We start from the raw sequence: 24,295 nt of genomic DNA, 5'->3' as shown, positions 1-24,295 counted from the left end.
ATCATCAAGTGTTTTAAATCAAAAACTTATAAAATCATCACCGCTCCAACGGTAGAATTGCTGGTCTCATCAATAAGAATCGCATTTCCGGTTGATTTGCTGTCTTCAAAACTGTCAAAAACCAAAGGCGAAGCTGTTTTCAATCTTACTTTTACCACTTCATTTAGTTTTACACTTTCAATAATTGGAGTTTGTTCTAAAGTATTAACATCAATTTTATATTCAATTTCTTTGATGATGGCTTTCAAAGTCTTGCTTTTATGCTGAATGAAATACTTATTTCCCTCATTCAATTCTTTTTTGTCGAGCCAGCAAACTACAGCTTCCAATTCATTTTCAACTTTCGGCTGTTGATTGGTTTTTACTAAAAAATCACCACGACTGATGTCGATATCATCTTCAATATGAATTACGGCAGGCTGATTGGTAAATACAAAATCTACTTCTTTTCCTCCGGTTTCAATTTTTGAAATTTTGGTCTGAATATTTTGTGGAAGTACCGTAATTTCATCTCCTTTCTGATAAATTCCTGAAATCACTTCTCCAGCATACCCTCTGTAATCATGCAGTTCATCAGTTTGCGGACGAATGACATACTGTACCTGAAATCTTGGATTTTCATTTTCCTGGTTTTCATTAATTTCTACACTTTCTAAGAAATCTAAAAGCGTTGAACCTTCATACCAATCCGTTTTCTCAGATTTTGAAACAATATTATCGCCGTTAAAAGCCGAAATCGGAAAATAATTGACGTTTTCCAGCTTCAGTTTTTTAGCAACCAATTCGTATTGAGCTTTAATATCATTGAAAACTTCTTCAGAATAATCTACCAAATCCATTTTATTAATAGCAACTACCACATTTTTCATTTTTAATAATGAAGCAATGATGGAATGTCTTCTGGTTTGTTCAATTACTCCTTGTCTTGCATCAATTAAGATCACGATCAACTGAGAGTTGGAAGCTCCCGTAATCATATTTCTGGTGTACTGAATATGTCCCGGTGCATCGGCAATAATGAATTTTCTTTTCGGGGTCGAAAAATATCGGTACGCTACATCAATGGTGATTCCCTGTTCTCTTTCGGCTCTTAATCCGTCTGTCAGAATTGCAAGGTCTACTCCATTTTCGTTTTTATTTTTTGATTGTTTTTCCAGTGCTTCAAGCTGGTCAATCAATATATTTTTGCTGTCGTAGAGAAGTCTTCCGATTAGCGTGCTTTTGCCGTCATCTACACTTCCTGCTGTTATAAATCTTAATATGTCCACGTTTATTTTATTAATAATGAGTAATTGGTAATGGGTAATTTTTTACACCGTTCATTTTTTGAATATCTTAATGATAAGCATAGAGTAAAATATGCAGTTTTTTGGCATTGCTTATTATTCATTGCTCATTACCTATCTAAAAGTATCCTCCTTTTTTTCTGTCTTCCATTGCGGCTTCCGTTACTTTATCATCGATTCGGGTTTCGCCACGTTCGGAAATTCGGGAAGAGGTAATTTCGTTTACAACCTGATCCAAAGTTTCAGCTGAACTTTCAACTGCAGCAGTGCAAGTCATATCTCCAACGGTTCTGTAACGCACTTTTTTATTTTGAATCTTGTCATTTTCATCGATTTGAATAAAATCTGAAACCGCAATTAATTGACCCTCATATTCAATCACATCACGATGGTGAGCAAAATAAATCGATGGAAGCTGAATATTTTCTTTTTTGATATAATTCCAGACATCAAGTTCCGTCCAGTTTGAAATCGGGAAAACTCTTACATTTTCGCCTTTGTTGATTCTTCCGTTGTAGATATTCCATAATTCAGGACGCTGTAATTTCGGATCCCATTGTCCGAATTCATCACGGACAGAGAAAAATCTCTCCTTTGCTCTTGCTTTTTCCTCATCTCTTCTCGCTCCGCCAATACAAGCATCAAATTGAAATTCTTCAATCGTGTCTAATAAAGTATGGGTTTGTAACCAGTTTCTAGAAGCAAATTTTCCTTTTGGTTCAGTTAATTTTTTAGCTTTAATCGTGTCTTCTACTTTTCGTACAATCAGTTCTGCACCAAGACTTTCAGCAAAATAATCCCTGAACTGCAATGCTTCCGGAAAATTGTGTCCCGTATCGATATGCACAAAAGGAAAAGGAATTTTCATCGGAGCAAAAGCCTTTTTCGCCAGATGAACCAAAGTGATTGAATCTTTTCCGCCACTGAAAAGCAAAGCAGGTTTTTCAAACTGAGCCGCAATTTCACGCATAATGTAAATGCTTTCAGCTTCCAATTGTTCGAGATAATTTAGTTTGTAGTCACTCATTATTATTTGAAAGATTAAATTAAAATTAATGTGAATGCAGACCGCATTCTTTTTGTGAAGTTTCCCACCACCATCTTCCGGCTCTCGGATTTTCACCTTCTTCGATGGCTCTTGTACAAGGTTGACAACCAACACTGATGAAACCTTTTTTATGTAAAGACAACTCCTGAACTTTATTTTGTTCTAAATAATCCAGAACATCCTGATAATTCCAGTTAATTAAAGGATTGTATTTGTATAATTTCCGTTCTTCATCCCACTCCAGGATCGGCATATTTTCACGATTTTCAGATTGTTCTGAGCGCAAACCGGTAATCCATACTTTGGCATTTTCCAAGGCACGATTTAAGGGTTTTACCTTTCGGATGAAGCAACATTCTTTCCTGTTTTCAACAGAATAATAAAAACCGTTCACTCCTTTTTCAATCAAATATTTTTCAACGTCAGAAGCTTCGGGAAAATAAACTTCAGTTTTCTTTTGATAGCGCGAATTATTTTTTGAAAGCAAATCGTAATGCTCATAGAAAAGTCTTCCTGTATCTAAGGTGAAAACTTTTATAGGTAAATTATTTTTGAAAATAGCATCTGTGATAACCTGATCCTCCTGACCAAGTGAGGTTGAGAAAACAACCCCATCTGAAAATTTAGAGGAAATATACTGTAATCCTTCCTCCAAAGTAAGCTGCTGCAAAGTGTCTATATCCTCTTTTGAAAACATAATTTTCTGTTTGATACCAGCAAATATCGAACAAAAATATTATCCCACCAAATAAGTAGACTTATAAAATTAAAATTATGATTTAATTAATCTATTAAATCTAAAAGAGTTTTTTTCTCTAAAATTTTAAGCGAAGCATCTCTTACTTCAATTAAAACATCGTGCAAACTGCAGTGATCTTCGTTACAATCAGCACATTTTTCATAAAAATTAAGACTTACACAAGGAAGCATAGCAATAGGACCATTGACCAAACGAATGATTTTTGCCAAATTTACATTTTGAGGATTTTCTTTAAAAAAATATCCGCCCCCTTTTCCCTTTTTACTATCGAGGATGTCCGCTTTTTTTAGTTCAAGCAAAATGTTTTCAAGAAATTTCAACGGAATTTTCTTGTTTTCTGCAATTTCAGAAATAAGAATCGGGCCTTCATTTCTCTTTTCTACAAGATATGAAAGCGCCTTAAAAGCATATTGAGATTTTTTTGACAGCATTACAGCAAAAATAGGAAAAAAAATATTGAAGAGCCAAGGCAAAAGCTAAAAGTAAAAAGGGTGACTCCAAAAACTTTTTTTACACATTTTTTTTCATTTGTTTCTTTCTACTTTTTACTTGGCTCTTTTCACTTTTTACCTAAATTTGCCTCATGTTCAGTAAAGAAGAAGCACAGCAATTAAAAAAAGAATTTTGGACGGCTTTCGGAAAATCGTTTCCGAGAAAATGGCTTTTATATAATACCAAAATCAAGGATTTTTCATTTAAATTTTATGCAGATAAGAAGAAAGCGGAAGTTTCTTTAGATATCGAAATGAAAGATGAAGTTTTCAGAGATGCCTATTACAATAAAATCTGGTCACTTGAAGATATTCTTAAAGATTTTGTTGGTGATTTTCATAAAGAAGAATTTTATACTTTAGAAAACGGAAAAGTTATCAGCAGAATCTGGGTTGAAAAAGAAGGAATTTCTGTTTTCAATAAAAATACATGGCAAGAAGCTTTTGAGTTTTTTGTTGAAAAAATGGATGGCTTTGAAAGGTTTTATTATGAGTATGAAGATTTTATAAAGGATGTTTAGTTATGAAAATAAGATATTGTTGGAGATGCAAAATGGATGTTCCCATGTTAGATTCCGAGGAAGGTAAAATTGCATCAAAGTTATTAGCAGAAGGCTTTCAGGAAATAAAAAAACAAGCAAAAACTCCACTTTCGGAAAATTTCAAAAAACTGTTAGATTATTATAAAGAGATAACAGGTTATGAAGAAACAAATCACAATGCAATTATGCATCATTTTATAGATATGTATGGTCCTGATTGTGAAAATTGTGGGAAACCATACAGAACTGAAACAGCTACATTTTGTCCCAAATGTGGAAATAAAAGAAAAATTTAGACAAAACTTTAGCATATTAACAACACAAAAACACATGATGAAAAAAATTATCTTATTCCTAATTCTATTGGTATTTCCTTTAGCATCAGCACAAAATGTTTTTAAATCACAAAAACAAATCTATTTGGCAGAATATTATGCCCATCAAAAAGAAGATCAGAAAGCTTTAGACCATTATTTGGAAGCATTTAAAATAAATTCAAAAACACCAAATAGTGATGCTTATTTAGAAGCTGCAGCAATTGCTTTTAAACTTAAAAATAATAAAACAGCCAAAGAATTACTTACCCAAAGTATTACCAAACAATTAGCTCCATTAGATTTTATCAAAAACTTTAAAAGTTTAATTCCTTATAAAGATTCTAAAGAAATGAAGGAAGTTTTAGCTCAATATGATGATTTGGAAAATCAATATTACAGGGAGCTTAAAAATCCTGCAGCTTATATGGAGATTCAAAACCTTATTGCTACGGATCAGCTTATAAGAAAAGAGGATAAAGTTTTTGGCAAATTAGCTGAAAAAACAGATTCTACAAATATTACCAGGTTAATGGAACTTACTAAAAAATATGGTTGGGAGTCTCGTGCTTGGGTTTTATTGTGGCATCACAGAGGATATACAGATGAACAAAAATTTGTTTGGGATTTTTTTAAACCTTATTTAGAGAACGAATTAAAAAAAGACAATATTAACAAAGATTTTTTTGTTGATTTTGAAGAACTATACGCTACTAAAAATAATCATCATGCTCCTGCAATTTATAAAATGGGAGGAATTGGAAGAGCAAGTGTGAATCAAACATATTATGACATAAAAAATCTTGACAAAAGAAGAAAGTCTGTAGGTTTGCCGCCTTTATATTTTGAGTATTTTCTTAACAACAATTCAGAACTTCCAGAAGGTTATGAATACAATCCTGTAAATCTTTTAAAAGATTTGGAAAATTTATAACTGTTAAATTTCTTTAAACATGAGATAATTTAAACTCTTGTTTAAATATTTTCCGTATTTTAGTTACACCAAATATATCATTACATATTTATTCATCGGCTTTTCGGCAGAATATGTAATGATATTTTTTAAAATTAAATCACAAAATTTTTAAAATACAATGGAAAATAACTCGTTTATTTTTACGGACGGAAGAGACCCCAAAATGATTGAAGCGTACAAGAATGCGCAGGAAACTTTTAAATATTTCTGGCGAGAGCAATCTTGGGAATACAGAAGAATCATCCCTGGATTAAATCTTGCCTGTGTAAAAGCTTCTTTCTCTGAAGTAAATTCCGATGGAGACCAAATCGTAGAACATATGTGGATGAATGACATCAATTTTGATGGCGACACAGTTAGCGGATATCTCATCAACGAACCCAATGATTTGACCACAATACAACCCGGAGATTATTTTGAAATCCCGTTAAACGAAATCAGTGACTGGCTTTTTGCCATTACTCCGATGCAGAAAAAAGCAAAAGGACTTTCAAAATTATTTTCTTCATCTTCAGAGCCTATTCCCAAAGCTTATGGCGGATTTACCATTCAGAAAATGCGTGGAGATATGTCTGAATCTGAAAGAAGAGATCATGATGATGCGTGGCAACTTGATTTTGGAGATTTTAATGATATTGAAGTCGTTAACGAGCAAAAAGAAAAGCCTGAAAACCTCATCGAACATCCGATGAGCAAAAATATGAAGGAAGATTTTGTAAAATTTCTTGAAGAATATCCACACGAACTGACCAATATTGATGAAAACGGGTTTACACTCCTTCATCGAGAGACAATTGCCGGAAATTTAAGTTCTGTAGAAGTACTGCTCGAAGCCGGAGCAGATAAAAATTTAAAAACAAATAAAGGAAAATCTGCTTTAGATTATGCAAAACAACTAAATTGGGAGCATTTAATTCCTATTTTTGAAAAAAACTAATAACTACTTAAACTAATACCAAATGATACCAGAGTTCCTCAATGAGTTTAAAACTCAGCTTGAAAAATACAAGCTTGAAACAATAAAAATTTCTGCCACACCTCTTGAAAACAGAGAATCTCTTCAAATTTCTGACAGTAAGTTTTTAGGAAAACCTTATTTACCAAAAGAGATGGAATACCCTAAAGACAAAGAAAACAAACCAATGGTTCTTTGGACGCAAATCAATTTTGCGGATGTTCCGGTTCTTGATGGTTATCCTGATCAAGGAATATTGCAATTTTTTGTATCTGCCGAATGGTTTGATATGGATGATTACAAAGTTGTTTTTCATAACAATATCACTGAAGAGTTTCAAACTGATTTTTCTTTTTTAACAGAAGAAATGTATGAAGAGTCACCAATTTATCGTGAACATAAACTCGATTTCAGTAAAGAAATTGAATATGGAAGTTCTGAAGATTTTCGATTTGACATGAGATTTAATGATAAAGATTATTGGGATTTTCAAGAAACGCTTACAAAAAACCAAACAGAAGAAATAGAAAAAATTATTGATGGAACGGGGCACAAAATAGGAGGTTATGCCTATTTTACTCAGGCAGACATTAGAGATTGCAACAAAAATCTTAAGCAAGATTTGCTCTTATTACAGATTGATACTGATGATGAAATCATGTTTGGAGATTCTGGTGTTGCCAATTTTTTTATCAATCCGGAAGACTTAAAAAACAAACGTTTTGAAAAAGCATGGTTTAATTGGGATTGTTGCTAAGAAAAAATTAATTTTAAAAGAGAAACTTTCGGGTTTCTCTTTTTTCATTGAGTTGCAAATTATCCTTATTTAGTGATATTTAAAATTGATTTTTATATCTTTGAAACCTTGTAAAATGGTTTGAATAGTTGGTTTGTTTAAACCATTCAAACTAATTCAATGCTAAAATAATTTCATTGCATAAAATTTATCAACATTTTCAGTTTAGATTTAATCAGAGTTTTAGGATTTTTAATTTCAATCCCAAAGTCAGTTTACCTGTTATTTTGATTTTTGGCGCATTGATGATTGTCAAGTTTCCGCAAACTGTTTTTTATCCGCTCCTCTATTTTTCAATGGTTTTGGTTTTTCATATCAACAGAAAAGATATTCCTTTTTTGAAAAAAACATTTATCAGTAATTGGAGATTGATTATTTTTCTAGAATCTGCGTTTATTTACATGATTTTTCTGATGGCTAATATCAATTATAAGATTGAAAAATTTGGTTTACTGGCGTTTGTAGCAATCATTTTATTATGTTTTTTACAGCCTAAATCTAAACCATTCCCTACTCTGCAATGGAATTTTATATCAAATGATCTTTTTGAATGGAAAAGCTATATGCGAAAAAACACATGGATATTTATTCTTACCTACATCATCGTTGTTGCTTCGGCTTATCATCAAGCAAGTTTAATTTTATGCGGAATCTTCCTTCTCGATTACCTTTCCCACGTTTATGAAAATAACGAAAACAAAGAAATGCTTGAAGTTTATTTTAAAAAGATGAATTTTAAAGACAAAATTTATAAAAATGTAGTTTTTTTCAATGCGCTTCTTTCGCCTACCTACATCGGGTTTTTAATTTTTAATTTTAATGAAAGCTTATATCTTCTTTACTATATTTTCTTTATGAATTCCTATTTTTTATTAATTCTAACCAGAAAATACAAGCTTTATCATCATCACGAAAAAGCCAATTACTTCAGCATCGCAGTGTTTATAGAATATTTTGCATACAGCATAACCATTATTCCTGCGTTGATCATGATCCGCTTAAATACAAAAGAAGCACAGCAAAACATCAGCAAATATGTTGGAAATTAAAAATATATCGGTCAGTTTTAAAGATAAAAATGTTCTTCAGAATTTAAATTTAGAAATTGAAGAAGGCATTATTTTAGGCATTCTCGGGAAAAACGGAGCCGGAAAAACGACACTGTTTGAATCTTTATATCAAAGTCAGAAATACAATGGTGAAATTTTGTGGAAAAACCAGAAACTTCTCCGTCAAAACATCTCTTATCTTGAAACAGAAAATTATTTCTATCCTTACATTACAGGAAGAGAATATCTTTCTTATTTCTCAAAAGATAAACTTCCGAAAACCATAGAACTCGCTGAAAAATTTCAACTTCCGTTAGATAAATATGTACAATATTATTCGAGTGGAATGAAAAAGAAACTGGCTTTAATCGGAATGTTGATGCTCGATAAACCTATTAATATTTTAGACGAACCATTTAATGGAGTAGATTTTGAAGGTGTTCATTTATTGTATGACATCATCCGTGAATTGAAACAAAACAATAAAATGGTAATTATCAGCTCGCATATTATCGAAACACTTTTCCATACTTGCGACCGAATTGTTACTTTAGAAAACGGACTCATCAGCAATATTTTTGAGAAATCTGATTTTGAAAAACTGAATCATTTCAAATTTGTTTAAATACACATAATTTCATGGCAATCCCATCCAATAAAGAAGAATTAATCATTGCGATTGAATCGAATTATAAAAAACTAAAGGCAGAAATCAATTCGATTCCTGAAGACTTGAGTGATGTAAAAACTTTGGAAGGTCATTCAAAAGGAACCGAAATGTCAGTAAAAAATCTTCTTTCTTATCTGATTGGTTGGGGAGAATTGGTTTTAAAATGGAATTCAAAAAAAGAATTGAATGAAATAGTAGATTTTCCCGAAACAGGATACAAATGGAATGAACTAGGAAAACTTGCACAGAAATTCTATCAAGATTACGAAAATGAAGATTTCTGTGAATTGAAATTAAAACTTGATTCTACTGTAGAAAAAATTTTAGTTCTCATCAATTCAAAATCGAATGATCAACTTTACGGAACCAGTTGGTATGAAAAATATACTTTAGGAAGAATGATTCAGTTTAATACTTCTTCACCTTATTCTAATGCAAGATTGAGATTGAGGAAATGGAAGAAAGAACAAGGTTTTAAGTAAATAATTTTCTAAAAGCTTTTATTACAAATGTCCTTTTGCCTTGAAGCAAACGGACCAAAAATTCAAGACTGGAACCTTCCGCTAAAAATTTACAATCAATCCTAAAATTCCCAAAACTCGCATGAAACAATAATTATTGCTTCGTTTCTGAATTTTGAACATGCTCAAACAGTGGGAATTTTTTAACGGATTTATTGTAAATTTTATTAACGCTACAGTTTCTTAGGTCGTACCTTTTTATCAAATTTTGGCTAAAAACAAAAAAGACATCTGCATTTCTACAGATGTCTTCGTAATTTATTGGTGTTCAGAATTATTTTTGAGCAGCTTTTACATCGATACCGATTTCGATATCTTTGCTGATCATCCATTCTGCTGGATCAGTTTCGTCAGTTCCGAATTTGATTCCCCAGTCAGCACGGTTTACAGTGAATTGAGCTTTCAAAGTAGCAGATTTATCTACGATTTCTACTTTTGCAGGGAAAGTCACGTTCATTGTTTTACCTAATAAAGTTAGGTTTCCGCTTACCGTTTTGTTAGCACCTTCTACAGCGTTTTGAGCACCTGCAGCAAGATCTTCAACTTTAGTGATTTTGAAATCAGCAGTCGGGTGTTTTTCTACGTCGAAGAAGTCAGCATTTTTAAGGTGACCTTCAAGATCTGTATATTTTTTGTCTTTTTCAGTTACAGAAGCAGGATCTACTTTGATCGACTTCATATCGATTACAAATTCACCAGATGCCAATTGATTATCCGCAACAGATAATTCTCCCGTAGAAATTGCTAAAGTTCCCCAACGTGGAGCAAAACCTCCTTTGTGGAAAGCTTTCCAGTTTACTTTAGATGCAGCTGCATCAACAGTGAAAACATCACCTTGCTTTTCAGCTACTGTTTGTTCCTGACCTGCAGTTGCAGCTTCTTTTTTATCACCACACGATGCAAGAAGTAAACCTAAACTTGCCAAAGCGATTACGCCAATTTTCTTCATTTTTTTAATGTATTTAATATTAATATTGTTTGTTGTCTCAATAAAACCTCAAAACTTTTATTTTATTGTTTTGACTCTGCAAACCTCCGAAAATTTGAAGGCTTAATGATTAACATAGGATAAGAAAAGACTAAAATTATAAAAAACTTTTGAAAATTGAAGTTTAATAATCGTTAAATCCTAGAAATTGTTCTGAATGTTAAATCATATTGGTAGAATTGATGGAGTTTTCAATAGTATGATTTTTCTTTGCAAGGTGATTTTAATTAGGATTTGTTTTATATTTGGTTGGCTTAAAAGGTCTCTATAAATTATTTTTGGGTTTATGAAAAAAAATATTCTGTTCTTTCTTATTTATACAACATCCTACTTTAATTCGCAAACATACACCACAAACTTCAATGTAAATATTGAAAATAAAGATGTAAAAACGATTGTAGATCTTTGGCAGTCTTATTTGAAAACAAATTCAAAAGAATATTGGAATATTGCTGAAACCAAAGATTTAAAAAACTTTAATATTCTTAATATCGAAGGGGTTATCAATCCGTCATTAATGAATTGGAATTTTTCTAATCATATTTTAAGTGTAAATCCTCTTTCGGAAGATTCTTATCTTATTAAATCTATTTTTGAAGGAGAAAACAAATCGGTTTTTGCGATTGCCAATGTTTTAGCTAAAAGAGAAAATGGAAATTACAAACTGTCTAATTATCTTTTCGACTACACAAAAAGCTGGAAATCTCATTCATCAAGCAACATTACTTATTTCTACAGACCAGATTATATTTTAAACCAAGAAGAGGTTTCACAAGCAGAGAAATTTTATTCTGAATTGTGTGAAACTTTCAATCTCAAACCTGAAAAACTCACGTATTTTATTGCAAAAGACTGTGACAACATTTATGATATTTTAGGTTACGAATATATTTTCAGCAAAGGAATGTCTAAAGAATGTGGTTATTATGAAATTCAAAATAATTTTATTTTTGCAACAGAAAATGCAGGAGCCAATCATTATCACGAAATTACTCACTTCATTAATAAATCTTATCCCAATGCCAATTACTTACTTTTGACAGGAATTTCAGCTTACTTATCAGGTGAAAAAGCGCATTTCGGAAAATCTCTGGTTTATCACACCAAAAGAGTACACGAATATTTAGAAAAAAATAAAGAAATCAATTTATCAAATCCATTTGAATTTTACAAACTAGACGAAAATACAAATCCACAATACGTGATTGGTGGTTTGCTTTGTGACCTCATCATCGAAAGAAAAGGCAAAAATGGATTGATTGAAGCGTTCAGCAATACAAAATCTGATGAAGATCTTTTAAAGTTTTTGCAAATGAAAATTTTAAAGAAAAATGAAAACCTCAACGATGTTTTGAGAAAAAAAATTAAAGAGATTTCGAAAACAGATGAATTTCCAAATAGACTTAAAAATTAATTATCAATCTATTCTTTAAGAGATAATCTTTGAAAAAATAATATTTATAATAAAACATCAGTGGAAATAAAATATAACATTAAACTTTTTACGATTATATCCTATACTATTTTGTTAGTTGCTTTTATATTGCCAAAAATAATCGTTACTAACTCTTATCGATATGGAGAATTACATAACTTATGGGCATTTTCAGTATTGGTTGTCTTTGCATTTCATGGCATTTCAATTTTCTTAACTGTTTTAAATATGGCTTTTATCATTTTAAGAATAAGAGAGAATAAAAAAAGATGTTACATTTTATTATTGACCAACATTCCAATAATATTATTTGAGCTTTGGTTTTTTATAACCATTTGATTAAAATTATGAAATATGATTTTCCTTTTGGATCACAGCAAAAAATAAAATGACAAAATAGATTGAAGATGAACATAATAAATTGAAATTGTAAAACTTAAAAAATGATTTTATTCTTTCCCGTAAAAAACAAAAAAGAGAAACCTCACAGTTTCTCTTTTTCTATATCATTCTATCCAAATTTCTTTTTTCTTAACCAGAAGAATAACCCTCCTAAAAGTCCGATTATTGCTAAAGGTAATAGTAAATTCAGGTATTGCCAATTTGTTCTTTCATCAGCGATTCTGTGACGATCAAGAAGACGTTCTTCAATGTTTCTATTTCTCAGTTCCATCAGATTGCTGTCGTCTAGAAGATAATCTAAAGCATTTCTAAGGAACTGTTCGTTACCAAATTGTTCGTCAGTCAGCATATCAACTCCCAAAGGTAAAGCTTGACCTTTAATGATTTTATTTCTTCCGACATCACCATCTGCAATCACGATCATTTTATTTTCCGGACTTGTTGCTTTAAAGCCAGGATAAGATTTTCTTTCAATTCTTGAAGCATAAGCAGAATTAAATTTTCCTTCCAGAGCAACGGCAAAAATTTTCGGTGTGCTTGGTTTTTCCATTTGTCCGAGACTGTCTACGCTGGAAATTTCTTTTAGCTCAACATAATTCGGAACCTGCTTTAATAAAGTTCTTTCACTCGATTCAAATAAAACATGAGTTTTAAATTTTCTTCCGCCCAAAGTATCAATTGATGTAGGAAATTCCAGTTTTACAGGATTGATATTTTTTGTGATCGGATGATCGTGTTCTGCAATTCCCAAAGGAAAATATGGCCACGGAAGACTTGTGTATTGTGCATTTCCTCCAACTTCACCGGTAACCAGTTTTAAAAGTGCATACTTTTTTACATCTTTTACCAAAGCCGGATTGATTCTTAAACCATAATTAAAAAAGAAATCAGTCATATTGATATCAACCGGGAAAGGCATTACTTTTTTAGATCTCGTTAAAGTATCCATTTCAGCGTTTACCGCATCGATCATCCAAAGTGTTTTTCCGCCGTTCATGATGTACTGATCCAGAATAACTTTTTCACCGTCTGTAAAAGCTTTTCTTGGCTTTGCAATCACCAAAGCGCTCATTTGTTTCAGTAAAGGGACGTCTGCCTGAGTAATTTCTACATTATTTTTTGGAACAATCGGTCCTGCATCATAACTTTCTAAGGCAAGATTCATAAATCCTTCAAATTCACGAGGATTCAGCTCATCCTGATTCACAAGAATTCCTATTTTTTTTCTTTTATCTGAAGCAACTGCTTTGATGTTTGAAACTAAATTATATTCTAAATTTTCAATCGATTTTCTCAATTGCTCTTCCGCATTGATATTAGATTGCTGTACAACTAACGGAATAGAAACTCCTCTTTGGTTATACTTTACAACAGCATAAGGAAATAGAGTAATCTGCGAAACTTTTCCGTCTTTGATATCCGGAAGTATTGAAGGCTGCATTCCCATTGCCATCAAAGTGTCCTGCGACATTTTTGTTTTAATGGGATCGATGAATTTAAAATCTATTTTTGGATTGATTTTTCTGAACTCTTCAAGCATAAACTTGGTTTCGCTCTGAAGCTGTTTAAAGCTTGCCGGGAAATCTCCTTCTAAGTAAACATCTACCGTTAAAGGTTTTTTAACCGATTCTAAAACTTTTAATGTACTATCTGAAAGTGTATATCTTTTTTCTTTCGTTAAATCTAATCTGATGCCTGAAAATGCAAGAATTAATGCGACTGCAAAAGTTCCAATCAATAAAATGGCAAACGGAGATTTTAGGTTGATCTTCTTCATGTTTTTACTTCTTTTTATTGATAAAATGATTAGACAATGTCAAGGTAAGACCAATGATAAAAATAAAATAGGCAACATCTTTAAAATCAATAAGACCTCTTGTAAAGCCTAAGAAATGTTGATAAAAACCTACATTCTGCAAAATAAAATCTGCTCCGCCCAACAATTTATAACTTGCCAATTGTTCGATTCCGAAATACATGATGAAACACATGAAAACTCCCAAAAGGTAAGCCATGATCTGGTTTTGAGAAAGCGATGAAGCCAAGATTCCAACTCCCGAAAAAGCAGCAATCAAAATAATTAAACCGAAATAGCTTCCGAAAGTCATTCCCATATCAATATTTCCTTCAGGAACTCCCAAAACGTAAACCGTATAGAAATAAATGACAGAAGGAATCAGACATAAAATTCCGACCACCCAAACAGAAAGAAATTTCCCTGAAACCAAATCTGAAACTTTCAAAGGTTGAGAAAATAACCAGTTTAAAGTTCCCGTTTGTTGTTCTTCCGCAAAAGTTTTCATCGACAACGCCGGAATAATAAACATCAGTAACCAAGGTACCAAAACGAAATAGCTCTGTAAAGATGCCATTCCGATGTCGAAAATATTAGAATCATTTTCGAAGAAAAACAGAAACAAAGTCGTTATCAGACTGAATGCCGCAATGATGATCCACGCGCTCCAGTTGCCAAAATAACTCCAAAGTTCTTTTTTTAAAATTGCAAACATGTTTTATTTAGGTTTTAGGTTATAGGAATTAGGTTTTAGATAATTGGCGTTACATTAACTCACAATCGACCATTCACTATTAACTTTATTAATTTTTACTTGGCTCTTTTTACTTTTTACTTTTCCCTTTCTTATTCACCAGCTTCACCGTCATCATGATTAAAAATACCAGAACGAAAAATCCTAAGATTAATTGCCACCAATATTCAATAACCTGATATTTTAAAATAACGGTAAAAACTACCAAAAATAAAATAAATGTGGCGATTTCGTTCGCTTGTCTTAATTTTAAATTGGCTGTTTCTAAAGTATTTCCGTTGAGCTCGACTAATTTTTTCACTTTTTTCCAGCACCAGTAATGGTAAATTGCCAATCCGATCAGGAAAGTCAGTTTTAAATGAAACCATGGCATTTTCATTAATCCCGAATTCAAAAAGATCATAATCAAACCACAAACGGTCATGATAACTCCTGCAGGAACAGTGATAATGTTCCATAATCTTCGAGCCATAAACGTGTATTGCTCTCTCAGAATTGTCTTTTTTTCGTCAGAAAAAGCATCGGTATCTTTATAGTACACGAAAATCCTCACGAGATAAAAAATTCCCGCAAAATAACTGACCATAAAAATAATGTGTAACGCCTTGATGATGGTATAAAGCATCGTAAAAATTTGTGTGCAAAGATAGTTTATTTCAGAAAAAAAGTGAATTTTATATGAGAAAATGATGATTAAAGAAGATTAATTGAATTATTTTAAAATTTAAAAATAAGTTTGATATCAATATTAAAATTAAAACCAAGTTTAGAACCTTCCTTATTCAGCAAAAATTGAAATGGCAATCCATCGGTCGGCTCATATCTTTCTTCCCGATTCATCACATTGCTGTAAGAAATATCACTTTGTCTGATTCCGAAACCAATTTTAGGCATAAATCCGAACCAAGACGATTCTTTGTGAAGCATGATACTGTAATTGATATTTAATCCTGCTTTAGTTCGTTTGTAATCTGCAGAACTGAATGAATAGTAATTGTCATTTTCATTATAATAATTTCCACTCACATTATTTCCTTTATGATTTAAGTAAAAAACTTCTGCCGAAATCAAATGTTTTAATCTGGAGTCGGGGTTTAAACTATAAAAAACTTCAGGCCGGATTTCAAACATATTAAATTTCCCCTTGAAGTCATTATGGTTAAAAGGTGTAATTCCTTCAGAACCATACCCTAGTTCGGCACCGATCCACCATCTTTCAGACAATTTATGCATATAACCAACATTGTATCGTTGATCTCGAAACGGCGAAAATGTACTGACCGTAATAATTGATTTAAAATCCTCAGACTGCGCAGAAAGCTGTATTGATAAAACAAAAATAAAAAACAGAAGTAGATTTTTTTTCATCGAAGATTCTTGAAATATTAATTTGCTAAAAATAAAACAATTCTATATTCGACAACAAAATAATTTATGTTTATGAACAATAATTATTTATTAAAAGAAATACTGTCTATTTTTTTACCATCGGCGTATTTTTTTATGTATTTCAGTTTTCCGTTTTCATCGTAAAACTTCCAGTCTCCAAAGTAATACCAGTGACGCTCGTTTTCAGAAATATCAAGTTTGCTTTGTCCGCGTTCCATAATATTTCCGTTCCGATGATAAACGAACATTTTAATTTTTTTTCTTCCTATTTTTTCTTTTTGGTAAAGCTGGTTCTCTAAAGTCGTTTTCCAGACTCCTACTTTTTCACCTTTCTTATATTTTCCAACTGTAATTAATGTTCCTTCTTCGGTAGGATATTTTTCTATCCATTTTCCGTGTCGTTTCTGAGCTTTATCGGAAATCTTAATGTATTGATTCGTTTTAGTTTGGCAAGAAGCGAAAACAAAAATTGACAGCAGGGTTAGTAAGATATTTTTAAGCATAAAAAAACAGAATTTCCGTAAATATAGAAATTCTGTTTTTATTCTACAATTGTAGAATGATTTATTTTTTAAGAAATTACTCCTAATTCTTTTCCTACTTTTTCAAAAGCAGCAATTGCTTTATCCAAATGTTCTCTCGTGTGAGCTGCAGAAAGCTGTACTCTGATTCTCGCTTTTTCTTTCGGAACAACCGGATAGAAGAAACCAATTACATAAATTCCTTCATCCATCAGTTTTTCTGCCATTTGTTGAGATAATTTAGCATCATACAACATTACAGGAACGATTGCTGCATCTCCATCAGGAATATCAAAACCTTTTGCTTTCATTTCCGTTCTGAAATATTCTGCGTTCTCCATTACGGTATCACGAAGTGAAGTATCATCAGAAATCATTTCTAAAACTTTCAAAGCTGCACCAACAATTCCTGGAGCCAAAGAGTTTGAGAATAAATAAGGTCTAGAACGCTGTCTCAACATATCGATGATTTCTTTTTTACCGGAAGTAAATCCGCCCAAAGCTCCACCCAAAGCTTTTCCTAAAGTAGAAGTAATAATATCTACTCTACCCATTACTTCGTTAGCTTCATGCGTTCCACGACCTGTTTTTCCGATGAAACCTGTTGCGTGAGAATCGTCAACCATTACCAAAGCATCGTATTTATCGGCAAGATCACAAACTCCTTTCAGATCTGCAACAATTCCGTCCATTGAGAAAACTCCGTCTGTAACGATGATTTTAAATCTATGATTTTTTTCGGAAGCAGCAATCAACTGAGCTTCCAGATCTGCCATATTATTGTTTTTGTAACGGTATCTCGCCGCTTTACAAAGACGAACTCCGTCAATAATTGAAGCGTGATTCAATTCATCAGAAATAATTGCGTCTTCATCTGTAAATAAAGGTTCGAAAACTCCACCATTCGCATCAAAACAAGCTGCATAAAGAATCGTATCTTCAAGACCTAAAAATTCTGCGATTTTTTCTTCCAACTGTTTGTGAATATCCTGAGTTCCGCAAATAAAACGTACCGATGACATTCCGTAACCGTGAGAACCAATCATATCCTGTGAAGCTTTCATTACTTCAGGATGGTTTGATAATCCCAAATAATTGTTGGCACAAAAGTTCAAAAGCTTCTTTCCGTTCGCTTCTATTTCTGCACTTTGCTGAGAAGTGATGATTCTTTCTCTTTTAAAAAGACCGTCATTTTCGATGTTTTTCAGCTCGTTCTGTAGATTTTCAAGATATTTTCCAGAGATCATTATAATTAAATTTAAGTTGCGCTAATTTAATAAAAAGGCATTAAACAAAATACGTTTCGGCACCTTTATTGATTTTTTCGGTCATTAATCATTTAAAAATTTAAATCAATTAGTCTACTAATTTTGTAGGATAATTATTATATTTGACCTTCCTAAATTATTTATAATGAAATTGACACCTGTAAAAAGCGCAGAAAATATTAGTTCAGAAGCATTTATTTTAAACCATATGAAAGCTTGTAAACCTATTATTTTAAAGGATTTTATAGAACAAAACAGTCCCGCTTATCAAAAATGGAATTATGAATATTTTAAAGAAATCGCAGGCGAAACAAAAGTAAATGTTTACGGCAGCGAACTGGAATCTATCGACAGAGTGGCAAGTAAACCTGTTGCAGAAACTACTTTTTCAGAATATTTAGATTTAATAAGTACAAAAACCACAGAATATCGTCTGTTTTTATTTAATCTTCTAAGTATAAAACCTGAGCTTAAAGATGATCTTCATTACAGAGATATAACGAAAGGAAAAGTTTTAAAATGGCTTCCGTTCATGTTTTTTGGTGGAAAAGGTTCGATTACAAGAAATCATATTGACATTGATATGTCTCATGTTTTCATCACCCAATTTCAGGGTGTAAAGAGAATCTGGCTATTTCCGTGGGAACAGTCTGATTTGATGTACAAACTTCCTTATAATTTTCACAGCCTAGTCAATCTTCAGGAAGCTGATTACGAAAAATATCCTGCTTTGAAACATCTTAAAGGTTATGAAGCGGTGATAAAACCTGGAGAAACTTTATACATTCCTTCCGGTTGGTGGCATTATATTCAATACGAAACTGAAGGATATTCGGTTTCCGTTCGAGCGTTACCATCAAGTTTACTTGAAAAATGGAGAGGTTTTAAGAATTTGGTTATCATCAGACATTTTGACAATGCAATGAGAACTGTTTTTAAAGAAAAATGGTTTAACTATAAAGTTAAAATTGCCAATAAAAGGGCTGAGAAAGCGATGAGTAAAGCTGGATGATGGAAGTTAGATGTTTTTGACTGTCCTTGTTTTTACATTTTTACAAAATCAGGAAAATCCACAATTGATGACAAAAAATAATTTTATTAATTCAGTAACACCCAGCTTCCAACATCTATCTTCCAGCCTCGAAAAAACTATTTCTTAATAAATTTCTTGGTAAACTCTGATGTTGAAGTTTTTACTTTCACCATATAGATTCCTGAAATTAAATCCGAAACATTAATTCTTTTTCCATTGGAAATTCCGGTTTCCTGAAAGTTTTTAATTAAACTTCCTTTTGCATCGAAAATGGCAATCGAATTGATTTTGCTATCTGTTTCAATATTTAGTATTTCTGCAGTCGGATTCGGATAAATTTTTATCGATTCTTTTTCCCCTACCTCATCAGTGGAAAGTACAGGAAGATTATTGATCTGAATATTATCAACTCTGAAACCCGTTCCGTAATCATCGTAAACAAAATCAATAGCCTGTACGTTTTTGTTAACTCCTAAAGCTCCCGAATAAATCTGAGTTCCGTTTGCAAAATATTTCAAAGTATTATCTGACTGTTTGATGATCATTTTTAAATTATGCCACTGATTAGCCGCTAAAACTGGACCATCAACTAATCCGGAATTAGTTCTAAAGCTCAACGTTCCCGTTAAATAATCAATCTGAAAAGCCGCGGTATAATCTGAAATTAATGCGTTATTATAAATTGCAATTTCGTAAGATGAAGAATTAAGTCCCGCAAAATTATAATCGAAAGAAATTTCAACATCATTGCTGGTTACCAAACTTGTAATATTTTTTTCAATTCCGCAAGGATCCTGCACTAATCCATTGCTAATCATATTAAAAGATCTGGTCCCGTCTGTCGGATTTGAATTAACAACCTGTGCATTGGCAACGGGAAGACCGCCCCAAACAGTCCAACCTTGTTGACCACCCAAATTTCCAACAGTATATCCTTCTGAATTTTCAAAAGAAATTTTTTGTATTTGGGCATTCAAACAAAACGCTCCAAACGACAAGTATATCACTAAAGTAAATATATTTTTCATAACAGAAAATATTTAACAATTAATGAGTCAACAGGTTATCAGTTTTAGAGATTGCAAAAGTAATACCTTATTTCGAATAATTTAAATATTTCTTTTTACATTTAGTTAATGTTCAATATTTATAAAATACGACGATTGTATTATCAACGACTAGTAAACATTTTTTCGAAATCAATTTCACTATAAAGAGATACAAAAATGTAAAAAATTTCACCCAATTTAACGAATTGGATGTTTTTATAAACAACAAAAAAGCTTTCACAAATGAAAGCTTTTAAGATTAGAAATAATTTTTACTGCTATTTTTTTATATCCGTTTTTTTATAAACGATTCCCTGTAAAGATTTTATACGAGCATTACATTCATCAGAAATAAGCGTCATCACAAGATTTTCTCCTATAATTTCATACTTATACTTACCTTTTGTTCCTGCATCGCAAGGTGTCCCACCGGAATTTTTCACCAAATCAATTTCGCCGTTACTCAAAGTGTAATTCATGGTTTCAATTACTTTATTTCCGAGTAATACATCAATCTTGTCTTTAGAGAATTTAAGAACAATCTCTGCTTCCTGAGGAATTTTCGCAATACCACTCCACGCTGAATCCAATAAAGGATTGTCGGATTTTTTAGAATCACATGAGGTGAGATTCCAAATTAATAACATGAGTAAAAGAGTTTTGAAAAAGAATAAATTTGTTTTCATAAAGTATCATTTTTTGTTTACACTCAAATATACATTGAAAATCAATACAATAATGTTTTTTTTATTCTTTTACAAATTTTAAATTTGAATTTAATATTTTAATAAAGTAAACACCTTTCTGCAGAAGAGAAACCTGAATCTTCTTATCAGATTTTCCTTTTTTCACCAATCTTCCATCTGCTGTGAAAATTTCATAGTCTGCTTCTTTTTTTAATCCTGAAACAAACAATTCGTCTTTTACAGGATTTGGATAAATGCTAAATTCATCAGTTTTAAAATCTGTCGTGCTCAAAGTATTATCCTGAGAAACTGTTGAGTTTTTCTCCAACATCTGATATTCATAATTAAACTGTACACTTGCAATCGGGAAAGTTACTGCTTCTGTAAAGTACTGATTATTTGAAGTGTTATTTAAAGCAAAAAATGCAGTCTGACCGCCAGTTCCTGTGACTTTTATCGGCAAAGGCATTTCAAAAAAACTAACCGATGAATGACTTTGAGTTTGTGATGCTTTAAAGGTTACCTGATTTCCAACTTGCTTCCATCTGATGTCATAAGTGGGATATCCTTGTCCGTAAATCCAGTCATTAAAAAATTCTGTAAAATCTTTTCCAGTTGAAGTCAATAAAGACGTGTTCAGATCGGCTGTTCTTGCATAACTATAAGCCAGATTGGGTCTTGCGTGATACTCTTTCAATGCCTGATAAAACGCTGTATCTCCTAAAACCCATTTCATCATTCTTACCACATAACCTCCTTTCGAATAGGATAATCTACCGCTGAAAATAGAATTGATATTTCCTAAACTACTGTCTGCAACATACACACTTCCACCAGCGGCACTTGTAATGTAATTTTTTTCGCCTAGAAGATAATTGAGAAATTCAGCATTACTCATAATCAGTTTTTCATAGGCAACATGTTCTCCAAAAGTGGCAAAACCTTCATTCAGCCAAATATCATTCCACGCTCCGCAAGTTACCTTATCGCCAAACCATTGATGCGCCAACTCATGAGCAATTAATTGTTTACTCCAACCTCCCATCGAAGACATGGTTTGATGTTCCATACCACCTCCAGCTTCAAATTCCATATGACCATACTTTTCATTACGGAAAGGATAAGGTCCGAAATAATTTTCAAAAGTATTCATTACTGTTTTCGTCCACTCAATATTCGCCATGCTTGTTGTATTGGTATTGGTTGACGGATAAATATAATTTACAAAAGGAAAAGGTGGATTTCCAATCATATCATTTAGTTTTACAAAATTCGTAATCGAAAGTGCAATAAGATAAGCCGCAGTAGGATATTGTGTTCTCCAGAAAGTACGTTTTTGACCGTTTCCTAAAGTCGTTTCAGACATCAACTTTCCATTCGCAGCTACATTATATTGAGCCGGAGTTGTTATTTTAATATCAAACCTTTCGATTTTATCATTTAAACTTTGTTTTGTGGGAAACCAATCTTGTGCACCATAAGGTTCATTTAAGGTTGAAAGAATTGCAGTTCCTCCTTGAGAACCATTAAAAAAAGAATTACCAGCAGGATCTGGAGCCCCGTTATATTGAATCGTAAGAGAGTCTAAAACATTGGCCGCCAAAGAAGCTGTAAAATTTATTTTCAGTTCTTTAGTAGGAAGCTGCTGAAAAGTAAGGTTCTGACCATGGTAATTTACCTGAGAAACCGTAAGATTATGATTAAGATCAAAATAAATATTATTCAACGCCTGAGTTGGTTTGAAATGAGAAGTTACCGATCCAGAAATATTGTAAACACCAGGATCAATAGTAACATCCATCCTTTGATACTGCAGATCGTAGTTTAAAGTATTGGGATTAGTATTTCCTGCAGCCATTTTAGCCGCGTAAGACTTCATTTCTTTATTTAATAAGCCTTTTTTTTCTACATTCTCATTTTGGTTTTGAGCCGATAAAGTATGAAGAGCAAAAATGCTTATGCATAAAATATAAAATTTTCTCATTGTCAGATAATTAGGGATTAAAGATAAAAAAAACCTTTTAATCAAAGATTAAAAGGTTTATATATGAAATTAATATTTTTTTAAAGATCTAAAGCCGGTTTAAGAATCGTTTCCATTTTGCTTTTCACCTGACCTACCGAGCCTGCATAATTATTCACCATCAACGAGAAAACCAGCGTTCTTCCTGAGTTGGTTTTTAAATATCCTGCTAAAGTTTTCACTTTATTTAAGGTTCCGGTTTTTGCAAAAACCTGCCCGTTTCCTTCACCAACAAACATTCCTTTAAGTGTTCCCGATTGTCCGCCGATTGGCAAAGAATTAAAATAAGTTTTATAAAATTTTTCGTCCATCAAAGAAGTCAAAAACTTCACCTGAGAAATTGGAGTTACATGATTGCTTCTCGACAAACCGCTTCCATCCATATAATTTAAACCTTCCAAATCGAATTCAATATCTTTTAAATGATTATTAACCACAATTCTACCAGATTCTGAAGTCTGATCTCCCATTTTTTGGAAACCAACTGTTTTTAATAAAGCTTCTGCTAAAGAGTTATCGCTTCTCTGATTGGTATAATAAATAATATCACCCAAAGTAGGAGATTTATAAGCTGAAATCATCTTTCTAATTTCCGGAGATGCATCTGTCATTTTAGGAATTACTTTCCCGGTAACCGCTACTCCGCTTTTTACCAGACTTGCTCTGAATGAATTGGCAAGGAAAGCCGGAGCATCTGGTAATTTTGTAGTTAAAGTTCCGTTTCCGTCATACTTTTCAGCATACACCATTTTATTTACATAAGGCGAAACATAGAAAAACTTCTTGTCTGCCGCAGGATTCATTGATTTTTTTACAATAAGTCTCTCATTTGCAGGATTAATCTCTTTGGTAGTACCTACAGGAAGATAGTAGTTATTATTTTCTAGCCAAACAACATTTTCCGGAAGTGCCGAAATGTTACCTTTGAAAAGCGCTGTCTGAATAATAATATCACCATTTACTTTTTTAATACCTTCACGAGTCATTCCGCCTGCAAAATCTGAAACAATATCTTTGTAAGACCAAGCTCCCGCTTTATTGGTTCCCAAAGATGGATCACCGCTTCCTACAATGTAAAGATTACCGTTTAAAGTTCCATTTTCATCGATTTCTCCCGAATATTCCAGCTGCGTCATCCAACGGTAGTTTTCACCCAACATGCTCATTGCAGTTTCGGTAGTCAACAGCTTCGTTGTAGAAGCGGGAACAAGAGGAGTATTTTCGTTGTACGAAGAAATTATTTTCTTCGTTTTCGGGTCGTAGACTACAAATCCCCAAGTTGCGTTTTTCAGCACGGGATCAGTCATCATTGTGTTTACACTGATGTCTACAAGTTCTTTTGGCGACAAAATAGCTTTTTCCACATACGCAGCAGGCGATGGAAGATTTAAGTTTGCTTTATTGTCGTAATTTTGAGAGTAAAGAACTGTAGAAACGGTCGATTGTGCAAATAAAAAACCAGCAGCCAAGACCGTAACACCTGAAATATATTTTCTGAAATTTACCATCTAATTTTTCTTTTGTATATATTTTGGATTGAATAA

25 protein-coding genes are annotated in these 24,295 nt (G+C 32.4%); 10 read left to right on the top strand and 15 right to left on the bottom strand.

Annotation, left to right across the window (positions count from 1 at the left end):
• Positions 1-26 precede the first annotated feature (26 nt).
• The 4 genes from BUR17_RS16375 to BUR17_RS16360 form a co-directional block, all read right to left on the bottom strand.
• Positions 27-1,268 carry a sulfate adenylyltransferase subunit 1 gene (locus BUR17_RS16375; protein WP_074231672.1) on the bottom strand — a complete coding sequence of 414 codons (1,242 nt, stop codon included), beginning with the start codon at positions 1,266-1,268 and terminating at the stop codon, positions 27-29.
• A 136-nt stretch (positions 1,269-1,404) separates the two neighbouring features.
• On the bottom strand, positions 1,405-2,313 hold the full coding sequence (gene cysD / locus BUR17_RS16370; RefSeq protein WP_074231671.1) for a sulfate adenylyltransferase subunit CysD: 909 nt from the start codon (positions 2,311-2,313) through the stop codon (positions 1,405-1,407).
• 25 nt (positions 2,314-2,338) lie between these two features.
• A complete protein-coding gene (locus tag BUR17_RS16365; protein ID WP_074231670.1) occupies positions 2,339-3,031 on the bottom strand; it encodes a phosphoadenylyl-sulfate reductase in 693 nt (230 codons plus the stop codon).
• 86 nt (positions 3,032-3,117) lie between these two features.
• Complete coding sequence (locus BUR17_RS16360; RefSeq protein ID WP_074231726.1) at positions 3,118-3,525, bottom strand: RrF2 family transcriptional regulator; 408 nt, start codon at positions 3,523-3,525, stop codon at positions 3,118-3,120.
• 152 nt (positions 3,526-3,677) lie between these two features.
• On the opposite strand from BUR17_RS16360, the gene BUR17_RS16355 reads away from it, so the two are divergent.
• The 8 genes from BUR17_RS16355 (at position 3,678) to BUR17_RS16320 (ending at position 9,369) form a co-directional block, all read left to right on the top strand.
• Positions 3,678-4,106 (top strand): DUF4268 domain-containing protein, encoded by a 429-nt coding sequence (locus tag BUR17_RS16355; RefSeq protein ID WP_066678034.1) that lies wholly within the window; start codon positions 3,678-3,680, stop codon positions 4,104-4,106.
• A gap of 44 nt (positions 4,107-4,150) precedes the next feature.
• Positions 4,151-4,423 (top strand): hypothetical protein, encoded by a 273-nt coding sequence (locus tag BUR17_RS16350; protein ID WP_228418812.1) that lies wholly within the window; start codon positions 4,151-4,153, stop codon positions 4,421-4,423.
• A 37-nt stretch (positions 4,424-4,460) separates the two neighbouring features.
• Positions 4,461-5,375, top strand: a complete 915-nt coding sequence (locus tag BUR17_RS16345) for a tetratricopeptide repeat protein (RefSeq protein ID WP_143747609.1) — start codon at positions 4,461-4,463, stop codon at positions 5,373-5,375.
• A gap of 160 nt (positions 5,376-5,535) precedes the next feature.
• Entirely contained in the window at positions 5,536-6,354 is an 819-nt protein-coding gene (locus BUR17_RS16340) for a DUF2314 domain-containing protein (protein ID WP_074231667.1), read from the top strand.
• Positions 6,355-6,376: 22 nt separating this feature from the next.
• Positions 6,377-7,129, top strand: coding sequence for a YwqG family protein (locus BUR17_RS16335; protein ID WP_074231666.1), 753 nt, complete (start codon positions 6,377-6,379; stop codon positions 7,127-7,129).
• A 176-nt stretch (positions 7,130-7,305) separates the two neighbouring features.
• Positions 7,306-8,217, top strand: a complete 912-nt coding sequence (locus BUR17_RS16330) for a hypothetical protein (protein WP_074231665.1) — start codon at positions 7,306-7,308, stop codon at positions 8,215-8,217.
• Complete coding sequence (locus BUR17_RS16325) at positions 8,204-8,842, top strand: ABC transporter ATP-binding protein (protein ID WP_074231664.1); 639 nt, start codon at positions 8,204-8,206, stop codon at positions 8,840-8,842. Before BUR17_RS16330 ends, BUR17_RS16325 begins: the two co-directional genes overlap by 14 nt.
• 14 nt (positions 8,843-8,856) lie before the next feature.
• Entirely contained in the window at positions 8,857-9,369 is a 513-nt protein-coding gene (locus tag BUR17_RS16320) for a ClbS/DfsB family four-helix bundle protein (protein ID WP_074231663.1), read from the top strand.
• 313 nt (positions 9,370-9,682) lie between these two features.
• Here the strand turns inward: BUR17_RS16320 and BUR17_RS16315 are convergent, their stop codons facing one another.
• A complete protein-coding gene (locus BUR17_RS16315) occupies positions 9,683-10,357 on the bottom strand; it encodes a YceI family protein (RefSeq protein ID WP_074231662.1) in 675 nt (224 codons plus the stop codon).
• A 325-nt stretch (positions 10,358-10,682) separates the two neighbouring features.
• Here BUR17_RS16315 and BUR17_RS16310 point away from each other — a divergent pair, with 325 nt between their 5' ends.
• Positions 10,683-11,810: a hypothetical protein gene (locus tag BUR17_RS16310; protein WP_074231661.1), complete on the top strand. Its 1,128-nt coding sequence runs from the start codon at positions 10,683-10,685 to the stop codon at positions 11,808-11,810.
• Between the two features lie 532 nt (positions 11,811-12,342).
• On the opposite strand, the gene gldG is transcribed toward BUR17_RS16310, so the two are convergent.
• From gldG to kbl, 6 genes are all read right to left on the bottom strand, one after another.
• Entirely contained in the window at positions 12,343-14,010 is a 1,668-nt protein-coding gene (gene gldG / locus BUR17_RS16305; protein WP_074231660.1) for a gliding motility-associated ABC transporter substrate-binding protein GldG, read from the bottom strand.
• Between the two features lie 4 nt (positions 14,011-14,014).
• Positions 14,015-14,743, bottom strand: coding sequence for an ABC transporter permease (locus tag BUR17_RS16300; RefSeq protein ID WP_074231659.1), 729 nt, complete (start codon positions 14,741-14,743; stop codon positions 14,015-14,017).
• A 109-nt stretch (positions 14,744-14,852) separates the two neighbouring features.
• Positions 14,853-15,407, bottom strand: a complete 555-nt coding sequence (locus BUR17_RS16295; RefSeq protein WP_074231658.1) for a CopD family protein — start codon at positions 15,405-15,407, stop codon at positions 14,853-14,855.
• A 92-nt stretch (positions 15,408-15,499) separates the two neighbouring features.
• Entirely contained in the window at positions 15,500-16,150 is a 651-nt protein-coding gene (locus BUR17_RS16290) for a hypothetical protein (protein ID WP_074231657.1), read from the bottom strand.
• 83 nt (positions 16,151-16,233) lie between these two features.
• On the bottom strand, positions 16,234-16,674 hold the full coding sequence (locus tag BUR17_RS16285; RefSeq protein ID WP_084550703.1) for a toxin-antitoxin system YwqK family antitoxin: 441 nt from the start codon (positions 16,672-16,674) through the stop codon (positions 16,234-16,236).
• A 68-nt stretch (positions 16,675-16,742) separates the two neighbouring features.
• The gene (kbl, locus tag BUR17_RS16280) at positions 16,743-17,939 is read right to left on the bottom strand and encodes a glycine C-acetyltransferase (RefSeq protein WP_074231656.1); all 1,197 of its coding nucleotides are present in this window, start codon (positions 17,937-17,939) and stop codon (positions 16,743-16,745) included.
• Between the two features lie 166 nt (positions 17,940-18,105).
• Between kbl and BUR17_RS16275 the strand changes: the two genes are divergently transcribed.
• Positions 18,106-18,972 (top strand): cupin-like domain-containing protein, encoded by an 867-nt coding sequence (locus BUR17_RS16275; protein WP_074231655.1) that lies wholly within the window; start codon positions 18,106-18,108, stop codon positions 18,970-18,972.
• Positions 18,973-19,109: 137 nt separating this feature from the next.
• Here the strand turns inward: BUR17_RS16275 and BUR17_RS16270 are convergent, their stop codons facing one another.
• The 4 genes from BUR17_RS16270 to dacB form a co-directional block, all read right to left on the bottom strand.
• The gene (locus tag BUR17_RS16270; RefSeq protein ID WP_074231654.1) at positions 19,110-20,021 is read right to left on the bottom strand and encodes a T9SS type A sorting domain-containing protein; all 912 of its coding nucleotides are present in this window, start codon (positions 20,019-20,021) and stop codon (positions 19,110-19,112) included.
• A gap of 299 nt (positions 20,022-20,320) precedes the next feature.
• Positions 20,321-20,728 (bottom strand): hypothetical protein, encoded by a 408-nt coding sequence (locus tag BUR17_RS16265; RefSeq protein ID WP_074231653.1) that lies wholly within the window; start codon positions 20,726-20,728, stop codon positions 20,321-20,323.
• 61 nt (positions 20,729-20,789) lie between these two features.
• Positions 20,790-22,712, bottom strand: coding sequence for a M1 family aminopeptidase (locus tag BUR17_RS16260; RefSeq protein WP_074231652.1), 1,923 nt, complete (start codon positions 22,710-22,712; stop codon positions 20,790-20,792).
• Between the two features lie 80 nt (positions 22,713-22,792).
• Entirely contained in the window at positions 22,793-24,259 is a 1,467-nt protein-coding gene (dacB, locus tag BUR17_RS16255) for a D-alanyl-D-alanine carboxypeptidase/D-alanyl-D-alanine endopeptidase (protein ID WP_074231651.1), read from the bottom strand.
• Between the last annotated feature and the right edge of the window lie 36 nt (positions 24,260-24,295).

The organism is Chryseobacterium scophthalmum (assembly GCF_900143185.1).
In the GTDB taxonomy this organism is placed as follows: domain Bacteria; phylum Bacteroidota; class Bacteroidia; order Flavobacteriales; family Weeksellaceae; genus Chryseobacterium; species Chryseobacterium scophthalmum.
Note: the sequence above shows the minus strand (reverse complement) of the source record. Positions and strands in the feature narration are given on the sequence as shown.

Coding starts and splice junctions, on each gene's coding strand:
- cysD (WP_074231671.1), bottom strand. CDS start 2,313: ATGAGTGACTACAAACTAAATTATCTCGAACAATTGGAAGCTGAAAGC.
- BUR17_RS16365 (WP_074231670.1), bottom strand. CDS start 3,031: ATGTTTTCAAAAGAGGATATAGACACTTTGCAGCAGCTTACTTTGGAG.
- BUR17_RS16360 (WP_074231726.1), bottom strand. CDS start 3,525: ATGCTGTCAAAAAAATCTCAATATGCTTTTAAGGCGCTTTCATATCTT.
- BUR17_RS16355 (WP_066678034.1), top strand. CDS start 3,678: ATGTTCAGTAAAGAAGAAGCACAGCAATTAAAAAAAGAATTTTGGACG.
- BUR17_RS16350 (WP_228418812.1), top strand. CDS start 4,151: ATGTTAGATTCCGAGGAAGGTAAAATTGCATCAAAGTTATTAGCAGAA.
- BUR17_RS16345 (WP_143747609.1), top strand. CDS start 4,461: ATGAAAAAAATTATCTTATTCCTAATTCTATTGGTATTTCCTTTAGCA.
- BUR17_RS16340 (WP_074231667.1), top strand. CDS start 5,536: ATGGAAAATAACTCGTTTATTTTTACGGACGGAAGAGACCCCAAAATG.
- BUR17_RS16335 (WP_074231666.1), top strand. CDS start 6,377: ATGATACCAGAGTTCCTCAATGAGTTTAAAACTCAGCTTGAAAAATAC.
- BUR17_RS16325 (WP_074231664.1), top strand. CDS start 8,204: ATGTTGGAAATTAAAAATATATCGGTCAGTTTTAAAGATAAAAATGTT.
- BUR17_RS16320 (WP_074231663.1), top strand. CDS start 8,857: ATGGCAATCCCATCCAATAAAGAAGAATTAATCATTGCGATTGAATCG.
- BUR17_RS16315 (WP_074231662.1), bottom strand. CDS start 10,357: ATGAAGAAAATTGGCGTAATCGCTTTGGCAAGTTTAGGTTTACTTCTT.
- BUR17_RS16310 (WP_074231661.1), top strand. CDS start 10,683: ATGAAAAAAAATATTCTGTTCTTTCTTATTTATACAACATCCTACTTT.
- gldG (WP_074231660.1), bottom strand. CDS start 14,010: ATGAAGAAGATCAACCTAAAATCTCCGTTTGCCATTTTATTGATTGGA.
- BUR17_RS16300 (WP_074231659.1), bottom strand. CDS start 14,743: ATGTTTGCAATTTTAAAAAAAGAACTTTGGAGTTATTTTGGCAACTGG.
- BUR17_RS16295 (WP_074231658.1), bottom strand. CDS start 15,407: ATGCTTTATACCATCATCAAGGCGTTACACATTATTTTTATGGTCAGT.
- BUR17_RS16290 (WP_074231657.1), bottom strand. CDS start 16,150: ATGAAAAAAAATCTACTTCTGTTTTTTATTTTTGTTTTATCAATACAG.
- BUR17_RS16285 (WP_084550703.1), bottom strand. CDS start 16,674: ATGCTTAAAAATATCTTACTAACCCTGCTGTCAATTTTTGTTTTCGCT.
- kbl (WP_074231656.1), bottom strand. CDS start 17,939: ATGATCTCTGGAAAATATCTTGAAAATCTACAGAACGAGCTGAAAAAC.
- BUR17_RS16275 (WP_074231655.1), top strand. CDS start 18,106: ATGAAATTGACACCTGTAAAAAGCGCAGAAAATATTAGTTCAGAAGCA.
- BUR17_RS16270 (WP_074231654.1), bottom strand. CDS start 20,021: ATGAAAAATATATTTACTTTAGTGATATACTTGTCGTTTGGAGCGTTT.
- BUR17_RS16265 (WP_074231653.1), bottom strand. CDS start 20,728: ATGAAAACAAATTTATTCTTTTTCAAAACTCTTTTACTCATGTTATTA.
- BUR17_RS16260 (WP_074231652.1), bottom strand. CDS start 22,712: ATGAGAAAATTTTATATTTTATGCATAAGCATTTTTGCTCTTCATACT.
- dacB (WP_074231651.1), bottom strand. CDS start 24,259: ATGGTAAATTTCAGAAAATATATTTCAGGTGTTACGGTCTTGGCTGCT.